The 15,923-nt window shown below is 59.8% G+C and carries 19 protein-coding genes; 7 read left to right on the forward strand and 12 right to left on the reverse strand.

The features are described from left to right. Nucleotides 1–197 precede the first annotated feature (197 nt). Complete coding sequence (gene prpB / locus NJC40_RS22040; protein ID WP_253117749.1) at nt 198–1,091, reverse strand: methylisocitrate lyase; 894 nt, start codon at nt 1,089–1,091, stop codon at nt 198–200. After that, nucleotides 1,088–1,807: a GntR family transcriptional regulator gene (locus NJC40_RS22045; RefSeq protein ID WP_045491943.1), complete on the reverse strand. Its 720-nt coding sequence runs from the start codon at nt 1,805–1,807 to the stop codon at nt 1,088–1,090. Before NJC40_RS22045 ends, prpB begins: the two co-directional genes overlap by 4 nt. Before the next feature lie 252 nt (nt 1,808–2,059). On the opposite strand from NJC40_RS22045, the gene rloA reads away from it, so the two are divergent. From rloA to pabB, 4 genes are all read left to right on the forward strand, one after another. Further along, the gene (rloA, locus tag NJC40_RS22050) at nt 2,060–2,590 is read left to right on the forward strand and encodes a retropepsin-like aspartic peptidase RloA (RefSeq protein ID WP_253142331.1); all 531 of its coding nucleotides are present in this window, start codon (nt 2,060–2,062) and stop codon (nt 2,588–2,590) included. A gap of 4 nt (nt 2,591–2,594) precedes the next feature. Further along, the gene (gene rloB / locus NJC40_RS22055) at nt 2,595–4,133 is read left to right on the forward strand and encodes an osmotic stress tolerance membrane protein RloB (RefSeq protein ID WP_253117746.1); all 1,539 of its coding nucleotides are present in this window, start codon (nt 2,595–2,597) and stop codon (nt 4,131–4,133) included. Beyond that, nucleotides 4,133–5,107 carry an alpha-L-glutamate ligase-like protein gene (locus tag NJC40_RS22060; protein WP_162484360.1) on the forward strand — a complete coding sequence of 325 codons (975 nt, stop codon included), beginning with the start codon at nt 4,133–4,135 and terminating at the stop codon, nt 5,105–5,107. The genes rloB and NJC40_RS22060 overlap by 1 nt, the downstream gene beginning before the upstream one ends. Before the next feature lie 101 nt (nt 5,108–5,208). Beyond that, a complete protein-coding gene (gene pabB, locus NJC40_RS22065) occupies nt 5,209–6,552 on the forward strand; it encodes an aminodeoxychorismate synthase component I (RefSeq protein WP_253142330.1) in 1,344 nt (447 codons plus the stop codon). 55 nt (nt 6,553–6,607) lie between these two features. On the opposite strand, the gene thrH is transcribed toward pabB, so the two are convergent. After that, a complete protein-coding gene (gene thrH, locus NJC40_RS22070; RefSeq protein ID WP_045491954.1) occupies nt 6,608–7,225 on the reverse strand; it encodes a bifunctional phosphoserine phosphatase/homoserine phosphotransferase ThrH in 618 nt (205 codons plus the stop codon). 203 nt (nt 7,226–7,428) lie between these two features. Here thrH and NJC40_RS22075 point away from each other — a divergent pair, with 203 nt between their 5' ends. After that, complete coding sequence (locus NJC40_RS22075) at nt 7,429–8,163, forward strand: phosphoadenylyl-sulfate reductase (protein WP_253142329.1); 735 nt, start codon at nt 7,429–7,431, stop codon at nt 8,161–8,163. Nucleotides 8,164–8,281: 118 nt separating this feature from the next. Here the strand turns inward: NJC40_RS22075 and cysB are convergent, their stop codons facing one another. The 4 genes from cysB to NJC40_RS22095 form a co-directional block, all read right to left on the reverse strand. Beyond that, a complete protein-coding gene (gene cysB, locus NJC40_RS22080) occupies nt 8,282–9,256 on the reverse strand; it encodes an HTH-type transcriptional regulator CysB (RefSeq protein ID WP_045491959.1) in 975 nt (324 codons plus the stop codon). Between the two features lie 136 nt (nt 9,257–9,392). After that, a complete protein-coding gene (locus tag NJC40_RS22085) occupies nt 9,393–9,881 on the reverse strand; it encodes a universal stress protein (protein WP_253142328.1) in 489 nt (162 codons plus the stop codon). A gap of 103 nt (nt 9,882–9,984) precedes the next feature. Next, the gene (locus NJC40_RS22090) at nt 9,985–10,965 is read right to left on the reverse strand and encodes a putative 2-dehydropantoate 2-reductase (RefSeq protein ID WP_253142327.1); all 981 of its coding nucleotides are present in this window, start codon (nt 10,963–10,965) and stop codon (nt 9,985–9,987) included. Between the two features lie 24 nt (nt 10,966–10,989). Further along, complete coding sequence (locus NJC40_RS22095) at nt 10,990–11,352, reverse strand: YbbN family protein (RefSeq protein WP_144403405.1); 363 nt, start codon at nt 11,350–11,352, stop codon at nt 10,990–10,992. Nucleotides 11,353–11,533: 181 nt separating this feature from the next. On the opposite strand from NJC40_RS22095, the gene NJC40_RS22100 reads away from it, so the two are divergent. After that, nucleotides 11,534–12,610, forward strand: a complete 1,077-nt coding sequence (locus NJC40_RS22100; protein ID WP_045491967.1) for a 3-deoxy-7-phosphoheptulonate synthase — start codon at nt 11,534–11,536, stop codon at nt 12,608–12,610. A 73-nt stretch (nt 12,611–12,683) separates the two neighbouring features. On the opposite strand, the gene NJC40_RS22105 is transcribed toward NJC40_RS22100, so the two are convergent. Next, the gene (locus NJC40_RS22105; RefSeq protein WP_045491969.1) at nt 12,684–12,977 is read right to left on the reverse strand and encodes a GNAT family N-acetyltransferase; all 294 of its coding nucleotides are present in this window, start codon (nt 12,975–12,977) and stop codon (nt 12,684–12,686) included. 182 nt (nt 12,978–13,159) lie between these two features. Next, on the reverse strand, nt 13,160–13,342 hold the full coding sequence (locus NJC40_RS22110; RefSeq protein ID WP_253142326.1) for a hypothetical protein: 183 nt from the start codon (nt 13,340–13,342) through the stop codon (nt 13,160–13,162). 167 nt (nt 13,343–13,509) lie between these two features. Here NJC40_RS22110 and oprI point away from each other — a divergent pair, with 167 nt between their 5' ends. Beyond that, nucleotides 13,510–13,761, forward strand: coding sequence for an outer membrane lipoprotei OprI (gene oprI / locus NJC40_RS22115; RefSeq protein WP_045491971.1), 252 nt, complete (start codon nt 13,510–13,512; stop codon nt 13,759–13,761). 144 nt (nt 13,762–13,905) lie between these two features. Here oprI and NJC40_RS22120 read toward each other — a convergent pair whose 3' ends face one another. From NJC40_RS22120 to NJC40_RS22130, 3 genes are all read right to left on the reverse strand, one after another. Further along, nucleotides 13,906–14,883, reverse strand: a complete 978-nt coding sequence (locus NJC40_RS22120) for a L,D-transpeptidase family protein (protein WP_045491974.1) — start codon at nt 14,881–14,883, stop codon at nt 13,906–13,908. A gap of 85 nt (nt 14,884–14,968) precedes the next feature. Further along, nucleotides 14,969–15,250, reverse strand: a complete 282-nt coding sequence (locus tag NJC40_RS22125; RefSeq protein ID WP_045491976.1) for a hypothetical protein — start codon at nt 15,248–15,250, stop codon at nt 14,969–14,971. Nucleotides 15,251–15,307: 57 nt separating this feature from the next. Next, nucleotides 15,308–15,916 (reverse strand): arylesterase, encoded by a 609-nt coding sequence (locus NJC40_RS22130; RefSeq protein ID WP_045491979.1) that lies wholly within the window; start codon nt 15,914–15,916, stop codon nt 15,308–15,310. Nucleotides 15,917–15,923: the final 7 nt, after the last annotated feature.

Genomic DNA, 15,923 nt, shown 5'->3' on the forward strand with positions numbered 1-15,923 from the left:
ATTCTCCGGTTATCTGTTTTTTCTGGGAATGGGCAATCTTTTCGGGTTGTTCACAGTCTTGCGACGATCATCTGCAGGAGCGAGCTTGCTCGCGAAGGGGCCTCGAAAGCCACAGCATCTGCTGCATATGTGCCGCAGTCTTGGCTAGCATGCCAGCTCCCACCGACGTACAGACGCCTGACCGAGCTGTACCTGGTTCAGCCCTTCTTCTGGGCAAACAGCGCATCAAGCTTTTGCTCGAAGCGGTGGTAATCGATCGCGTCGTACAGCTCCATGCGGGTTTGCATGGTGTCGATCACGTTCTTCTGCGTGCCGTCGCGGCGGATGGCGTTAAATACGTTTTCTGCGGCCTTGTTCATCGCGCGGAACGCCGACAGCGGATAAAGCACCAGGCCTACGCCCACCTCACGCAACTCGTCAGTGCTGAACAGCGGCGTGGCACCGAATTCGGTGATATTGGCCAGGATCGGCACGCCGACCCGGCTGGCGAACTGCTGATACATGGAAAGCTCGGTGATCGCCTCCGGAAACACCATGTCGGCCCCGGCTTCAATGCAGGCCGCCGCGCGTTCCAGCGCCGCATCCAGGCCTTCAACCGCCAGCGCGTCGGTGCGTGCCATGATCACAAAGCCAGGATCGGTACGGGCATCCACTGCGGCCTTGATGCGGTCGACCATCTCCTGCTGGGAGACGATTTCCTTGTTGGGCCGGTGGCCGCAACGCTTGGCGCCGACCTGGTCCTCGATATGAATGCCGGCGGCACCGGCCTTGATCATCGAGCGTACGGTCCGCGCCACATTGAAGGCCGACGAGCCGAAGCCGGTGTCGGCATCCACCAGCAGCGGCAGATCGCAGACATCGGTGATACGCCGCACATCGATCAGCACGTCTTCAAGACCCGAAATCCCCAGATCCGGCAAGCCCAGCGAACCTGCCGCTACCCCGCCACCTGACAGATAAATAGCCTTGAACCCGGCGCGCTGGGCCAACAGGGCGTGGTTGGCGTTAATGGTGCCCACCACTTGCAGGGGCTGCTCGCTGGCCACTGCATCGCGCAGGCGCTGGCCGGGACTGGTATGGACGTGACTCATGCTTCACCTCGGTCGGGGGCGGCCTGGTAATGCCGCTCGATATTGCGTCGGGAGGCGCCGATATGGCGGCGCATCAAAAGTTCGGCCAGCTCGCCATCACGGTCGGCGATCGCATCGAGAATGCGATGATGCTCGGCAAAGGCCTGGCGGGGACGATTGGGTGTCGTGGAGAACTGAATGCGGTACATGCGCACCAACTGATACAGCTCGCCGCACAGCATCTGGCTCAGGGTCTGGTTGCCGCTGCCCTGAATGATCCGGTAGTGGAAATCAAAATCGCCCTCCTGCTGGTAGTAGCCCAGCCCGGCCTGGAACGCTGCGTCGTGCTCATGGGTATGCAGCACGTCGCGCAATTGCTGGATCTGCGCCTCGCTCATCCGCTCGGCCGCCAGCCGACAAGCCAACCCTTCCAGCGACTCACGGATCTGGTACAGCTCGATCATCTGCGCATGGGTAAGCGACACTACCCGCGCCCCGACGTGCGGCACCCGCACGACCAGGCGCTGGCCTTCGAGCCTGTGAATTGCCTCACGCAGCGGACCACGACTGATGCCGTAGGTGCGCGCCAGCTCCGGTTCAGAGATTTTGCTGCCGGGGGCGATTTCGCCGCTGACAATAGCGGCCTGGATACGCCGGAACACATTCTCGGAAAGTGTTTCAGTTTCTTGCCCGGCAGGTACGCCGGCTGGCGGCAACGGCTCAACCACATCCAGCATATTGTCGACACCTTTGATTTCACATACCCGACAATCTAGCCAACGACAGGAAATACGTCAAAACAAATACATGGATTGTCGACAATCGTCTAATACCGGACGAAACAATGATAGCTGGCAGTTGGCTGGCGTCATAAAGGCTTCATGTTAGAATGCCCGGCGTTTTTTGCCCCTCTTTACATGACCTGCGAACCCATAGCCCCGCTGCGGGTCTGAGGCTGTCACCGTTTTTCTCCGATGTACCAGGACCCAATGACCCGCTTTTTTCTGTTCTGCCTGCTGATACTGCCCCTACCCGCACTCGCTGCCGACCGATCGGTCTACGGCCTGAGCGAATACGCCCGGCTACCGGAAATCGACCTTGATGTGCCCGCCAAGCTCGACACCGGTGCTGTCACCGCCTCACTGAGCGCCCGTGACATCTCGTATTTCACCCGTGACGGGCAACGCTGGGTGCGCTTCTACCTGGCCATCGACAAGGCTCATGCCCACCCCATCGAGAAACCGCTGCTGCGGGTCGGCCAGATCAAGCGCCGCGCCGATGATATGGGCGCCAATAAAGAACAGCAGTACAGCGCCAGGCCGGTGATCAGCCTGGACGTCTGCCTGGGTGAAGATTTACGTCACCTGGAAGTGAACTTGACCGACCGCCGCGCTTTCCAATACCCGCTTTTGATTGGCGCCGACGCGCTCAAACGCTTCAACGCGATGGTCGACCCCAGCTTGAAATACGCCGCCGGCAAACCTGCCTGTGCCGCCAAAATCGCTCAACACGCAGAGTAATCCCATGCGCGCTCTTACCCTTCACCTGAAAATCCTGATCGGCGTCCTGGTCACCTTGGGCCTGGCGATCACGGCCTGGCAGGTATTGGTGCTCGGCATCCCGATGACCGAAGACGAAACCGACGACCTGTGGAATATCGACGCCAAGATCGAATTCCTCGCCAACGCCAAAGAGTCGGTCAAAGTGCAGATGTTCGTTCCGCCACTGAACCAGGACTACATCAGCCTCAACGAGAGCTTCATCGCCAATAACTATGGGGTCAGCGTCAATCGCGTCGACGGCAACCGCAAGGCCACCTGGTCATCGCGCCGCGCCAACGGTAACCAGACCCTGTACTACCGGCTGGTGCTGACCAAACGCTACAGCGCTGACAAACCCAAGCCCAAAGGCCCGATTTTCCGCGACAGCCTGCCGGTAGAAGGGGCCGAGAAGATCGCCGCCGACGCCCTGCTGGCCCCCATACGCCAGCACTCGGCGGATGTCGAAACCTTCGTCAGCGAGGCGATCAAGCGGGTCAACAACAGCAACGACGATAACGCCAAGTTGCTGCTCGGAGGCGATCCGTCGCCGGCCCGCAAGGCCCAGGTGGTCGACCTGCTGCTGTCGATCGCGCATGTGCCAATGGAGAAGGTACACACCATTCGCCTCGAAGCAGGCACCCCGCAGACTCCGGAACTGTGGCTGCGCAGCTTCAACGGCAAGGATTGGCTGTATTTCAACCCACTGACCGGTGAGTCCGGCCTGCCGGGCGATCGCCTGCTGTGGTGGACTGGCGACGAGCCGCTGGTCAGCGTGGATGGCGCCCGCAAGGCCACGGTGAGCTTCACCCTGAGCAACAGCGAGATGAACGCCATCCGCCTGGCCCAGCTCACCGATGAAAACACCGACGCCGACTTTCTTTCCTACTCGCTGTACGGCCTGCCGCTACAAACCCAGCAGAGCTTCATGATCATGGTCATGATCCCCATCGGCGTGCTGGTGATTCTGGTGCTGCGCAACCTGATCGGCCTGCAGACCCTGGGCACCTTCACACCGGTCCTGATCGCCCTGGCCTTTCGCGAGACCCAGCTGGACTTCGGCATCCTGCTGTTTACCGTGATCACCGCGCTGGGCCTGTCACTGCGCTCTTACCTTGAGCATCTCAAGCTACAGATGCTGCCGCGCCTGTCGGTGGTGCTGACCTTCGTGGTGGTACTGATCGCGGTCATCAGCGTGTTCAGTCACAAGCTGGGCATCGAACGCGGCCTGTCGGTATCGCTGTTCCCGATGGTGATCCTGACCATGACCATCGAACGGCTGTCGATCACCTGGGAAGAGCGCGGCGCCAGCCATGCCATGAAAGTCGGGGTGGGCACCCTGTTCGCCGCCTCGCTGGCCTACCTGATCATGACCGTGCCGGAGCTGACCTACTTTGTGTTCACCTTCCCGGCCATCCTGCTGGTACTGGTCGGCTTCATGCTTGCCATGGGTCGCTACCGCGGTTATCGCCTGACCGAGCTGGTTCGTTTTCGCGCCTTCCTCAAAGAGGAAGACGCCAAATGATTGGCTGGTGGAAGACCTGGAAGGAACTGCAAGCGCGCGGCATCATGGGCATCAACCGGCGTAACGCCGACTACGTGCTCAAGTACAACAAGCGCAGCCTGTACCCGATTGTCGATGACAAGATCATCACCAAGGAGCGCGCCATCAGCGCCGGCATTCATGTGCCGCAGATGTACGGCGTGATCTCCACCGAGAAGGAAATCGACCGTCTGGACGAGATCATCGGTGGCCATGATGATTTCGTTATCAAGCCGGCCCAAGGTGCCGGTGGCGACGGCATCATGGTCATCGCCGACCGTTTCGAGGACAGCTTTCGCAGTGTCTCCGGGCGACTGGTCAGCCGTTCGGAGATCGAGCACCAGATTTCCAGCATCCTCACCGGCCTGTATTCGCTGGGCGGCCATCGCGACCGGGCGCTGATCGAATACCGGGTAATTCCCGACACCATCTTCAAGAGCATCAGCTATGAAGGTGTGCCCGACATTCGCATCATCGTGCTAATGGGCTATCCGGTGATGGCCATGCTGCGTTTGCCGACCCGTCAGTCCGGCGGCAAGGCCAACCTGCACCAGGGTGCCATCGGCGTGGGCGTCGACCTGGCCACCGGCATCACCCTCAAAGGCACCTGGCTGAACCGCATCATCAGCAAACACCCCGACACCGCCAATGCGGTGGATGGGGTGCAACTGCCCTATTGGGACGGGTTCATGAAGCTGGCGGCCGAATGTTACGAGCTGTGCGGCCTGGGCTATATCGGCGTCGACATGGTGCTGGACCAGGAAAAAGGCCCGTTGATTCTCGAACTCAATGCCCGCCCCGGCCTGAACATCCAGATTGCCAATGACTGCGGCCTGACTCTGCGCACCCATGCCATTGAAGCGCATCTGGAAAAGCTGGCGCTCAACGATGAACAACAAACCCCGGAGCAACGGGTTAGGTTCGTTCAGCAGCTGTTTGGCCACGTGCCCGCCTGACCCGCATACTTCGCACGCCAGCCAGACAACGACAGGGGTCTGTCCTGATGGGGCGCCGGTGATTACAATCAGCGCCTTTCCGTCGTTGATCGTAGTCACGCATGCCAACCTGCACGCTGCACCCTTTGCCGTACTCCCCTGATCCGGGTGTCTATTTCGCCAGGATTCGCCAGGCGCCCGGCGCCGTGTTGCTCGACAGTGGTCGGCCGACGGCGCAGCGCGGCCGCTTTGACCTGTGCAGCGCCTGGCCATTGGAAACCCTGCAATGCCAACAGCAGGAAAGCGGCGAGGCATTCCTGCAACGCCTGCGCCAGGCATTGACCCAACTTGGCAGCGCCGACCTGCCGACAGGCTGCGAGCTGCCTTTCGCAGGCGGCTTGATGGGCTACCTGGGCTATGACTTCGGCCGTCGTCTGGAAACCCTGCCGGGCCAGTCGGTGGACGACCTGCAACTGGCAGACGCCCAAATAGGGCTGTATGCCTGGGCACTGATCAGCGACCATCAGGCCACTACCAGCCAGTTGATGTTTCATCCCGCCCTGGCCAGCACCGAGCGCCAGCGGCTGATCGAGCTATTCAGCCAACCGGGCGATAACCGTGTTGACACCTTCCGGCTGCACAGCCCGTTTGCCGCCAACCTCAGCGCCGACCAGTACCGCGCAGCGTTTACCCGCCTGCAGCACTACATTCAGGCAGGCGACTGCTATCAGGTCAACCTGACCCAACGCTTCCAGGCCACCTGCTCGGGTGATCCGTGGGCGGCCTATACCGCTCTACGCGAAGCCTGCCCGACGCCCTTCTCGGGCTATATACCGTTAGCCGAAGGTGCTGCGCTGCTGAGCGTATCGCCGGAGCGCTTCGTTCAGGTGCACCAAGGCCAGGTTGAAACCCGCCCCATCAAAGGCACCCGGCCACGCAGCCTGGACGCTGACGAAGACCAGCGGCTGGCCGATGAGTTGCTGGCCAGCCCGAAGGATCGTGCAGAAAACCTGATGATCGTCGACCTGCTGCGCAACGACATGGGCCGCAACTGCCGGACCGGCTCGGTGCGGGTGCCGGAGCTGTTCAGCATCGAAAGCTACCCCAACGTGCACCACCTGGTCAGCAGCATCACCGGCGAACTGGCCGCCGACCGTGACGCCCTGGATTTGCTCGGCGGCAGCTTTCCCGGCGGCTCCATCACCGGCGCCCCCAAGATCCGGGCCATGCAGATCATCGATGAACTGGAACCACAGCGCCGCGCCCTGTACTGCGGCTCGCTGCTGTATCTGGACGTGCGCGGCGAAATGGACAGCTCGATTGCCATCCGCAGCCTGCTGGTCAAGGATGGCAAGGTGTCCTGCTGGGCCGGCGGCGGCATCGTTGCCGACTCGCAATGCGAGGCGGAATATCAGGAATGCTTTACCAAAGTCGGTGTGCTACTGCGTACTCTGGAGAGCCTGTAGGAGCCGCTTCTGCGGCGAAAGCTTGCGCCGCTGAAGAAGCCCGGCGGTGCCCGCCCTACAGGCTCAACTCACGATTCGACGCCTTGATGAACTCTTTCTTCAAGTCCTCAAAGCTATGCACCGCCGGGAACTGCGGGAATTCGCGAATCACGTTGTCCGGCGCATGGAACAGAATTCCGGCGTCGGCTTCTCCTAACATGGTGGTGTCGTTGTACGAATCGCCGGCCGCGATCACTCGGTAGTACAGGCTCTTGAAGGCCAGTACCGACTGGCGCTTGGGGTCTTTCTGGCGCAATTGATAGCTGATCACCCGATCCGTCTCGTCAGTGATCAGGCGGTGGCACAGCAGGGTCGGGAAGCCCAGTTGACGCATCAGCGGCTGCGAGAACTCGTAGAAGGTATCCGAGAGGATGACCACCTGAAAGCGCTCGCGCAGCCAATCGACGAACTCCACGGCGCCGTCGAGCGGCTTGAGGGTGCCGATCACTGCCTGAATATCGGACAGCTTCAGGCCATGCTCGTCAAGAATGCGCAGGCGCTGCTTCATCAGCACGTCGTAGTCGGGAATGTCCCGAGTGGTTGCCCGCAGGGCTTCGATACCGGTTTTTTCGGCAAAGGCGATCCAGATTTCCGGAACCAGCACACCTTCCAGGTCGAGACAGGCAATTTCCACAGAACACTCCTTGAATGGATCTTGAGAGAAGCGGCACTTTAGAGGCTAATGTCGCCACAGCGCAAGCTGACGTCGCATCTGGAAAAAACCTCGCCACTGTCAGGCTCCACGCGGGGGCAACGCGCTCACACTCAGACAGTTTTTGTTACCATGGCCGCCACCACGAGCGCTTAAGCGCCACCTCAGTACTAGGAACACACCTGATGAGCCAACCATTCGACGTTGCCGAACTGGCCGCGGCGTACGCCAACAAATCCCCCCAGGACATCCTTAAACTGGCCTTTACTCACTTCGGCGATGAACTGTGGATCTCGTTCAGCGGTGCCGAAGACGTGGTGCTGGTGGACATGGCCTGGAAGATCAACAAGAACGTCAAGGTCTTCAGCCTCGACACCGGCCGTCTGCATCCGGAAACCTACCGTTTCATCGACAAGGTGCGCGAGACCTACGCCATCGACATCGATATCATTTCGCCGGATCACAGCAAGCTTGAGCCTTTCGTACGCGAAAAGGGCCTGTTCAGCTTTTACAAGGATGGCCACGGTGAATGCTGCGGTGTGCGCAAGATCGAACCGCTGCGCCGCAAGCTGAGCACAGTGAAAGCCTGGGCCACCGGCCAGCGCCGCGATCAGAGCCCGGGCACCCGCAGCCAGGTTGCCGCCCTGGAAATCGACGGTGCGTTCTCGACCCCAGAGCGCCCACTGTACAAGTTCAACCCGCTGGCACAGATGAGCAGTGAAGAAGTGTGGGGCTATATCCGCATGCTGGAACTGCCCTACAACAGCCTGCACGAACGCGGCTTCATCAGCATCGGCTGCGAACCCTGCACCCGCCCGGTGCTGCCGAACCAGCACGAGCGCGAAGGCCGCTGGTGGTGGGAAGAGTCGACCCAGAAAGAATGCGGGCTGCACGCTGGCAATTTGATCAGCAAGGCTTGAGCAAGCTGCCGTAGGAGCGACCTTGGTCGCGAAGATTGGCCAGACGCCGCAAATGCGGAGGCTGTATCGGCTCTTTCGCGACCGAGGTCGCTCCTACAGTTGTTCACTTTGGTATTTGTCAGTGAACAGGCAATTCCACGCCGGCGAACAGCTCTTCAAGCTCTTGCTTGTTATGGCAATGAATGGCCTTGGCCATCATTTCACGGGTCAGGTGCGGGGCGAATTTTTCGATAAAGTCGCACATGAAGCCGCGCAGGAAGGTACCGCGACGGAAGGCGATCTTGGTCACGCTCGATTCGAACAGATGGCTGGCATCCAGCGCCACCAGATCCTTGTCCAGCTCCTCATCGACCGCCATGTGCGCGACGATCCCCACCCCCAGGTTCAGCCGCACATAGGTTTTGATGACGTCGGCGTCAGCCGCAGTGAACACAACCTTGGGCACCAGGCCACGATTGCTGAATGCTTCGTCGAGCTTTGAACGGCCAGTGAAGCCGAACACGTAGGTTACGATCGGGTACTCGGCAAGCAATTCCAGGGTCAGTTTCGGCGCCTTGGTCAGCGGATGCCCCTGCGGCACTACCACACAACGGTTCCAGCGATAGCACGGCATCATAATCAGATCACCGAACTGCTCCAGCGCTTCGGTGGCAATCGCAAAGTCCACCGTACCATCAGAAGCCATCTCGGCGATCTGTGTCGGTGAACCCTGGTGCATGTGCAAGGCCACATCCGGATACTGCTTGATGAAACTGCCAATGATCGGCGGCAGGGCATAGCGCGCCTGGGTATGGGTCGTGGCAATCGACAGGGTGCCTTTCTTCTCGTTGGAGAATTCCTGGGCAATCTGTTTGATGCTCTCGACCTTGCGCAGAATTTCGCCTGCGGTCGTGATGATCCGCTCGCCAGCCGGGGTGACCCGGGTCAGGTGCTTGCCGCTGCGGGCAAAGACTTCCACGCCCAGCTCGTCTTCGAGCAGGCGAATCTGTTTACTGATCCCCGGCTGGGAGGTGTACAGGCTCTGGGCCGTCGCCGAAACGTTGAGGTCGTGGTGCGCCACTTCCCAGATATAGCGCAGTTGTTGAAGCTTCATAGGTATCCCTCAAGCAGATGGGCATCAGCGACGGTATATAACTGTATTAATGGTCTGAGTTAGAAAGCTAGAACTTTTTATCACCTTTACGCGGTAATGGCACGCGCGATTTCACTTCAGACCATCAATTTTTTCATCACTGCCCGCTCTGCATCATGGGCACCATGTAAACCGGTACAACCGAATACTGCAAAACCCGGGCAACGGTACGCCCGATCGGCGCGCCCTCCCCGACCATTCGGCTCTGACTGCCGATGACCAGCAGGTCTACAGCCAGTTCACGTGCCTGTTCGAGAATCACATTGGAAGGATCGCCCTGCACGACTCGCACCGTGCGGATGAAGGACAGGTCCTGATGCCCTTCGCCCAGCTCTTCACGAAACCCGTCGAGCATCCGTTGCTCTATGCCTTCCATGAATGTACTCACGCCTTTGCCGTGCAACTGCCGGAGTGCTTCATCACCCAGATAGCTCTGTAGCACCGACTCGGCGAACAGCCCCAGCGGCTCGACAACATGGATGACGTGCAGCCGCGCATTGAAGGTTCGAGCCAGTGCCAACGCATGTTGCGTCACGTAAGGCGCGTACAGACCGAGATCTGTGGCATACAGCATCGAACGAATCATACGGCCTCCCGGACTGCCAGAAATGGCGGAGATTGATTGAGCTTAGCAGCGCCCTACCAATGCGGCGGCGAACCTGGCACCGGTCCGCCATGCCCGTATCAGCTTATGCCAGGGCGGCTGGCACATCCGCCCGTTGACGACGATCGATGAATGTCAGCGCCTGATACAGCATGCGCACCTGTGGCATGTCACATCCGGCGGCACGGGCTGCGTTCAGCGGTGCTTCGTAAATGGCCTGTAGCTCCAGCGGGCGCCGCTCACGGTAATCGAGGTACATGCTCGGCCAGTAGTCGGGCATTTTTTCGGTAAAGCTGAACAGGGTCTGGGCATACTGCTCCGGCAGCACATGGCCACAGGCAGCAGCGCCCTGAATCACTTCATTCATCAGGCTCACAATCAGCTCGCGAACAGCCGGGTCATTCATCAGTGCCCCGGTACCCGCCTGCAGCACCACCGACAACCCGTTATAAGGCACATTCCAGACCAGCTTCTGCCAGCGCGCCTGCTGCAGATCTGCCATGGCCTGGCTGTCCACCCCGGCAGCGCGCAGTAATGCTGCGCCCTCCTCGACCACCGCCTGACGCTGCGCCGACTCGCTTGCCGGACCACTGTGATAGCCCAGGTTGACCGCACCACCGGACTGATGCACGACGACACCGGGCGCCTGGCGGTACACCGCGATGAAACACAGCCCGCCAAGAATATGCAGGGTCTCGGGCAGCAAGGCACGTAATTGGTCTTCGACACCGAGACCGTTCTGCAACAGCACAATCCGCGCGCCAGGCGCGGCGGCCTGGGCGATCAACGGAGCCAGGTCAGCGTTAGAGGTCGATTTGGCGCCGACCAGCAACCAGTCGCAGGGCGGCATGTCGGCAACGCTGCGGTGGGCATTGACCGGTGCAAGCAGCAAGGGGCCGTGTACCTGGCTGTCGACCCGCAACCCCTGCCGGCACACGGCAGCGAATTCGCTACGCAGTAAAAAATGCACGTCGAAGCCGGCGCGCGCCAGCATCAAGCCATAAAAACCGCCGATCGCACCGGTACCGATGATGCCGATGCGCGGGCGTTGAGTCGTTAAGGTCATTGGCACAGATCCTTGTTGTCAGGCTCAGGGCAGCTCGTCAGGCTGCTGGGCGAAGGCCTTCTCAAGCGCCTGAGTGAGCATTACCCGGTTCAGGGAGGAGCGTATCGCACCATAAAACTGGCCGTCACACACCACAAACAAGGCCGGCAAATGAAACACTTCATAACGCGCCACCGCACCGCCGTTACGTTCAGCGTCGATCCAGCACAACCGTTCAAGCGGCAAGCTCATGTGTGGCAGTTGCTCGTAAGCCCACCGGCAACTGGCACAGCCTTGTCCGGTGAACAGCAACAGTGAGCGGCCTGGCAAATCCAATAGCTGACGGTCAATATCAAGGTCAGTGAGCTGCAATTGCTCCACGCGGTACGCTCCAGAACGACAAGGCATGAGTTTATCGAGATTTGCGTCACTGTTCATATGCCGCTCATGGGCGGCGCAGATTGGCCAGCGCACGGTAACGCCAGCTTGTAGAAACACGCGCTAACGCGATAAGGTTCGGCACCCGCAACGCTCAATATGCTGGGACCGCCCGCCGGCGGCCAGCCACCGTGACCAGATGAGTAAACCGATGGCCGATTTACCGATTGACGACCTTAACGTCGCTTCCAACGAGACACTGATCACCCCGGATCAGCTCAAGCGCGAGATCCCCCTGACTGCTGCGGCGCTCAAGACCGTAAGCGAAGGCCGTGAGGTGATCCGCAACATTCTCGATGGCAAGGATCACCGCCTGTTCATCGTGATCGGCCCCTGCTCGATCCACGATCTGAAGGCAGCCAAAGAATACGCCGAGCGCCTCAAGGCGCTGTCCGCTGAAGTGTCGGACACGCTCTATCTGGTCATGCGCGTGTATTTCGAAAAGCCGCGCACCACCGTGGGCTGGAAAGGCTTGATCAACGACCCGTACCTGGACGACTCGTTCAAGATCCAGGACGGCCTGCACATTGGTCGGCAACTGCTGCTGGATCTGGCCGAGATGGGCCTGCCTACCGCCACCGAGGCGCTGGATCCAATCTCGCCGCAGTACCTGCAGGACCTGATCAGCTGGTCGGCCATCGGCGCCCGCACCACCGAATCGCAGACCCACCGGGAAATGGCCTCGGGCCTGTCTTCGGCGGTAGGTTTCAAGAACGGCACCGATGGCGGCCTGACCGTAGCAATCAATGCCCTGCAGTCGGTTTCCAAGCCGCACCGTTTCCTGGGCATCAACCAGGAAGGCGGCGTGTCAATCGTCACAACCAAAGGCAATGCCTATGGCCACGTGGTGTTGCGTGGCGGCAACGGCAAGCCCAACTATGATTCGGTCAGCGTCGCCTTGTGCGAGCAAGACCTCAACAAGGCCAAGATCCGCCCGAACATCATGGTCGATTGCAGCCACGCCAACTCCAACAAGGACCCGGGCCTGCAGCCACTGGTCATGGAGAACGTGGCCAACCAGATTCTCGAAGGCAACCAGTCGATTATCGGTTTGATGGTTGAAAGTCACCTTAACTGGGGTTGCCAGTCGATTCCGAAAGACCTGGCAGAGCTGCAATACGGCGTATCAATCACCGACGCCTGCATTGACTGGTCGGCGACTGAAAAGACCCTGCGCAGCATGCACGCCAAGCTCAAGGACGTATTGCCGGCGCGTAACCGCGGCTGAGGCTCAGCGCCAGGCCACAAGCACAATGCAAAACGCCGGGCAAAGCCCGGCGTTTTCAATTCTGGGTGACCGATCAGCCAATCACATCCTGGGCGCCGCTACGGCGCTGATGGCGCTCCATGTAACGCTCGACATACGAGCACGATGGAATCACGGTATAGCCGCCCTGGTCAGCAAAGGCCAGCGCATGCTCAGTCAGCGCTGCCGCAACACCGCGACCGCGCAGGGCATCAGGCACGAAGGTGCGATAGAAATCCAGGGTCTGCTTGCCCAGGTCCATGTAGGTCAAATAGGCGCGATGGCCGTCGATCTCGACTGCAAACTGATGTTTGGCCTGATCATGTTCAATGGACAACGCCTCGCTCATCATTACTCCTAGCGGGTCTTGGAATTGGACCCCTACCTTACCGATGTTTTTCCGGCGAAGGAACCTCTATGCCGCCCTGTGTTGTACAGGTAACGACCGACACATCGCCTATCAACCTGAACAGCACTACCAAATAGTAGGCGTGATTGTCCAATCTACTCAAGCAAACCGTCCGTTAAAAATCAGACCCCGCAATCTGCTGTTTGATAATGGAACCTGACACTCTTGCAAGTTGTCCATTGAGACGCCTTGATGACCGCTAAAGTCACTGTGACATCACGCCACAGGCTGCCCAGGCTTTTGCAAAGACCCTGAACAGCAATCAACAACAGCTCGTCCGTCAGGCCGAAGTGGATAGTTTTCATACAATCCACTTGAGAAGTATGACGAAAGACTTTCAGCGACAAGAATTTTGTGGGTATCTTGCGCTTCGTCCGTTTACTTACTACAAACAATGAGTACTATGTACGCCAGTCATTTTCTCACTTTCGAGAGATGACGAATTTGAAATAAGTCCTTGAAGGGGAACACGATGAACAACGTTCTGAAATTCTCTGCTCTGGCTCTGGCCGCCGTTCTGGCCACCGGTTGCAGCAGCGTCTCCAAAGAAACCGAAGCTCGTCTGACTGCTACTGAAGATGCAGCCGCACGTGCACAAGCTCGTGCTGACGAAGCCTACCGTAAGGCTGACGAAGCTCTGGCTGCTGCTCAGAAAGCTCAGCAAACTGCCGACGAAGCCAACGAGCGTGCTCTGCGCATGCTGGACAAGGCTAGCCGCAAGTAATAGTCCCTTCGGGATTGTGAAAAGGCCGACCCGCTCGCGGGTCGGCCTTTTTTATTGCCTGGGGAACCGGCGGCGCAGGAGCGGCTTCAGCCGCGAACGGTACAATTTAGCGCAATAGGCTTCCCTGCCCAGCGCTTTCATCAATTACTGAAACACCGCCTGCACATTGTCCTGCACAGGCACCGCCGGGGTATTGGCGGCCGGCACGGCGATTTCGGTCGGGATGCCGTCTTCCGCCGCTACGACGTCACGCACCAGATCCCAGTTGGTGCGCATGTTGTTGGCCAGGTCTTCGTGCTTGAGCAAGCTATTGATCACCGCAGTGTGCTTGTCGACGACCGAAGGGTTGCCTTGCTCATCGAGCGGGGTGTGGGCTTCAAGGTAGACCTTGCCGCCGCTGACACCGAATTTGTAAGGTTCGTTGATGATGCGCACCGAGGTGCCAACCGGGGCCATGTCAGCCAGGGTCAGGACGTCGTTGTTGTACATCCGAAAGCAGCCGTGGCTGGTGCGCATGCCGATGCCGAACTTTTTGTTCGAGCCGTGGATCAGGTAGCCAGACATACCCAGGCCGAACTTGAACGGTCCTAGCGGGTTGTCAGGGCCGGCAGGCACTACGGCGGGCAGGATATCGCCATCGGCCGCATGTTCGGCGCGGATCGACGCTGGCGGTGTCCAGGTCGGGTTCGGTGTTTTGGCAACGATGCGGGTATTGCCGATTGGCGACCCCCAGCCCTCGCGACCGATGCCCAAGGCGTAGGTGTAGACCACATTCTTGCCCTTGGGGTAGTAATACAGGCGGTATTCGGCCAGGTTGATCACGATGCCTTCACGCGGGCCGGGTGGCAGGATGAAGCGGGTTGGCAGCGTGACCCTGGTACCGGCGCCAGGCAGCCAGGCATCGACGCCGGGGTTGGCGGCGATCATTTCCAGGTAGCCCAGGCCATAGCGGGTGCCCAGATCGGCGAAGGTGTCTTCGTACCTCGCATCGATGACCTGCACCTGGCCGACGATATCCTCGCCTGGCGGCGGCAAGGGCAGTTCGGTGGCCTGGGCAGAACAGGCGACCCACAGGGCGGCAAGCGACAGACAGCGGGCAACGACAGGAATGCGCGACAACATCCGGTGAAATCCTTCGGCTAAACACGGTAGAAATCGCAGTGTACACCCGGCTTGACGCGACCGGGAGCCTGCTGGCTCGCGCCGCTTACAGTTCAGGCCAGATCGGGTGCATGCCACGCCGCTGCGCGTCAAGGATGGCCTTGCACAGCGGGCACAGGCGCTCTTGCTGAAGTATTTGTGTCTCAACCTGTAACAGGCGCGGCTGAGCCGGCAGCAACGTACCGCACAGCGTCCGGTCGGCGGTGCCTCCCAGCACCAGTTGCCGGGCGATCAAATGGACCCTGGCTTCCTGGCAGGCGAACAGATCGAGCTGTTCGTCAGGTTCGATCATCTGATAAGCAAAAAGGGACCAGGCAGGGCGCGGCATGGAGGGCTCCAGTGAGGGGGGCGCAACATTAGCCGAAAGCGCCCCGCTGGAAAAGCCTCAAAGCAAGGGTTTCAGGGTCGGCCAGACGTTTTCCAGCAACGTGTTCTGGGCCGCGGCGGCAGGGTGGATGCCATCAGCCTGCATCAGCGCAGGCACCCCGCCTACCCCTTCCAGGAAAAACGGCACGAACGGCAACTGTTTCTCCCTGGCCAGATCAACATAGGCGGCTTCGAATGCCTGGGTATAGCGCGGCCCGTAGTTAGGCGGGATCCGCATGCCCAGCAACAGCACCTTGGCACCGGCCTTTTGTGACTGATCTACCATGCTGGTCAAGTTTTGTTGCAATTGCGCGGGCAGTTGTCCACGCAGGCCATCGTTACCGCCCAACTCAAGCACCACCAGTTGCGGTTTATGCTCTGCAAGCAGCGCAGGCAGCCGCGCGAGCCCGCCGGCGCTGGTGTCGCCACTGATCGACGCATTGACCACCTTGCTGTCGAAACCCTGCTCCTGCATGCGTTTTTGCAACAGACTCACCCAGCCCACACGGGTATCCAGGCCGAAAGCCGCGCTGATACTATCCCCAACGATCAACACTGTGCCCGCCGCTGCGCCCTGTGACAGCAGCAACAACGACCCCAGAGCAGCATTCAATAACCACGCACGCATCGGATTC

Origin of the sequence: Pseudomonas sp. 21LCFQ02, from assembly GCF_024129895.2 — a bacterium.
GTDB lineage: Bacteria > Pseudomonadota > Gammaproteobacteria > Pseudomonadales > Pseudomonadaceae > Aquipseudomonas.

Coding starts and splice junctions, on each gene's coding strand:
- prpB (WP_253117749.1), bottom strand. CDS start 1,091: ATGAGTCACGTCCATACCAGTCCCGGCCAGCGCCTGCGCGATGCAGTG.
- NJC40_RS22045 (WP_045491943.1), bottom strand. CDS start 1,807: ATGCTGGATGTGGTTGAGCCGTTGCCGCCAGCCGGCGTACCTGCCGGG.
- rloA (WP_253142331.1), top strand. CDS start 2,060: ATGACCCGCTTTTTTCTGTTCTGCCTGCTGATACTGCCCCTACCCGCA.
- rloB (WP_253117746.1), top strand. CDS start 2,595: ATGCGCGCTCTTACCCTTCACCTGAAAATCCTGATCGGCGTCCTGGTC.
- pabB (WP_253142330.1), top strand. CDS start 5,209: ATGCCAACCTGCACGCTGCACCCTTTGCCGTACTCCCCTGATCCGGGT.
- NJC40_RS22075 (WP_253142329.1), top strand. CDS start 7,429: ATGAGCCAACCATTCGACGTTGCCGAACTGGCCGCGGCGTACGCCAAC.
- cysB (WP_045491959.1), bottom strand. CDS start 9,256: ATGAAGCTTCAACAACTGCGCTATATCTGGGAAGTGGCGCACCACGAC.
- NJC40_RS22085 (WP_253142328.1), bottom strand. CDS start 9,881: ATGATTCGTTCGATGCTGTATGCCACAGATCTCGGTCTGTACGCGCCT.
- NJC40_RS22090 (WP_253142327.1), bottom strand. CDS start 10,965: ATGACCTTAACGACTCAACGCCCGCGCATCGGCATCATCGGTACCGGT.
- NJC40_RS22095 (WP_144403405.1), bottom strand. CDS start 11,352: ATGCCTTGTCGTTCTGGAGCGTACCGCGTGGAGCAATTGCAGCTCACT.
- NJC40_RS22100 (WP_045491967.1), top strand. CDS start 11,534: ATGGCCGATTTACCGATTGACGACCTTAACGTCGCTTCCAACGAGACA.
- NJC40_RS22105 (WP_045491969.1), bottom strand. CDS start 12,977: ATGAGCGAGGCGTTGTCCATTGAACATGATCAGGCCAAACATCAGTTT.
- NJC40_RS22110 (WP_253142326.1), bottom strand. CDS start 13,342: ATGAAAACTATCCACTTCGGCCTGACGGACGAGCTGTTGTTGATTGCT.
- oprI (WP_045491971.1), top strand. CDS start 13,510: ATGAACAACGTTCTGAAATTCTCTGCTCTGGCTCTGGCCGCCGTTCTG.
- NJC40_RS22120 (WP_045491974.1), bottom strand. CDS start 14,883: ATGTTGTCGCGCATTCCTGTCGTTGCCCGCTGTCTGTCGCTTGCCGCC.
- NJC40_RS22125 (WP_045491976.1), bottom strand. CDS start 15,250: ATGCCGCGCCCTGCCTGGTCCCTTTTTGCTTATCAGATGATCGAACCT.
- NJC40_RS22130 (WP_045491979.1), bottom strand. CDS start 15,916: ATGCGTGCGTGGTTATTGAATGCTGCTCTGGGGTCGTTGTTGCTGCTG.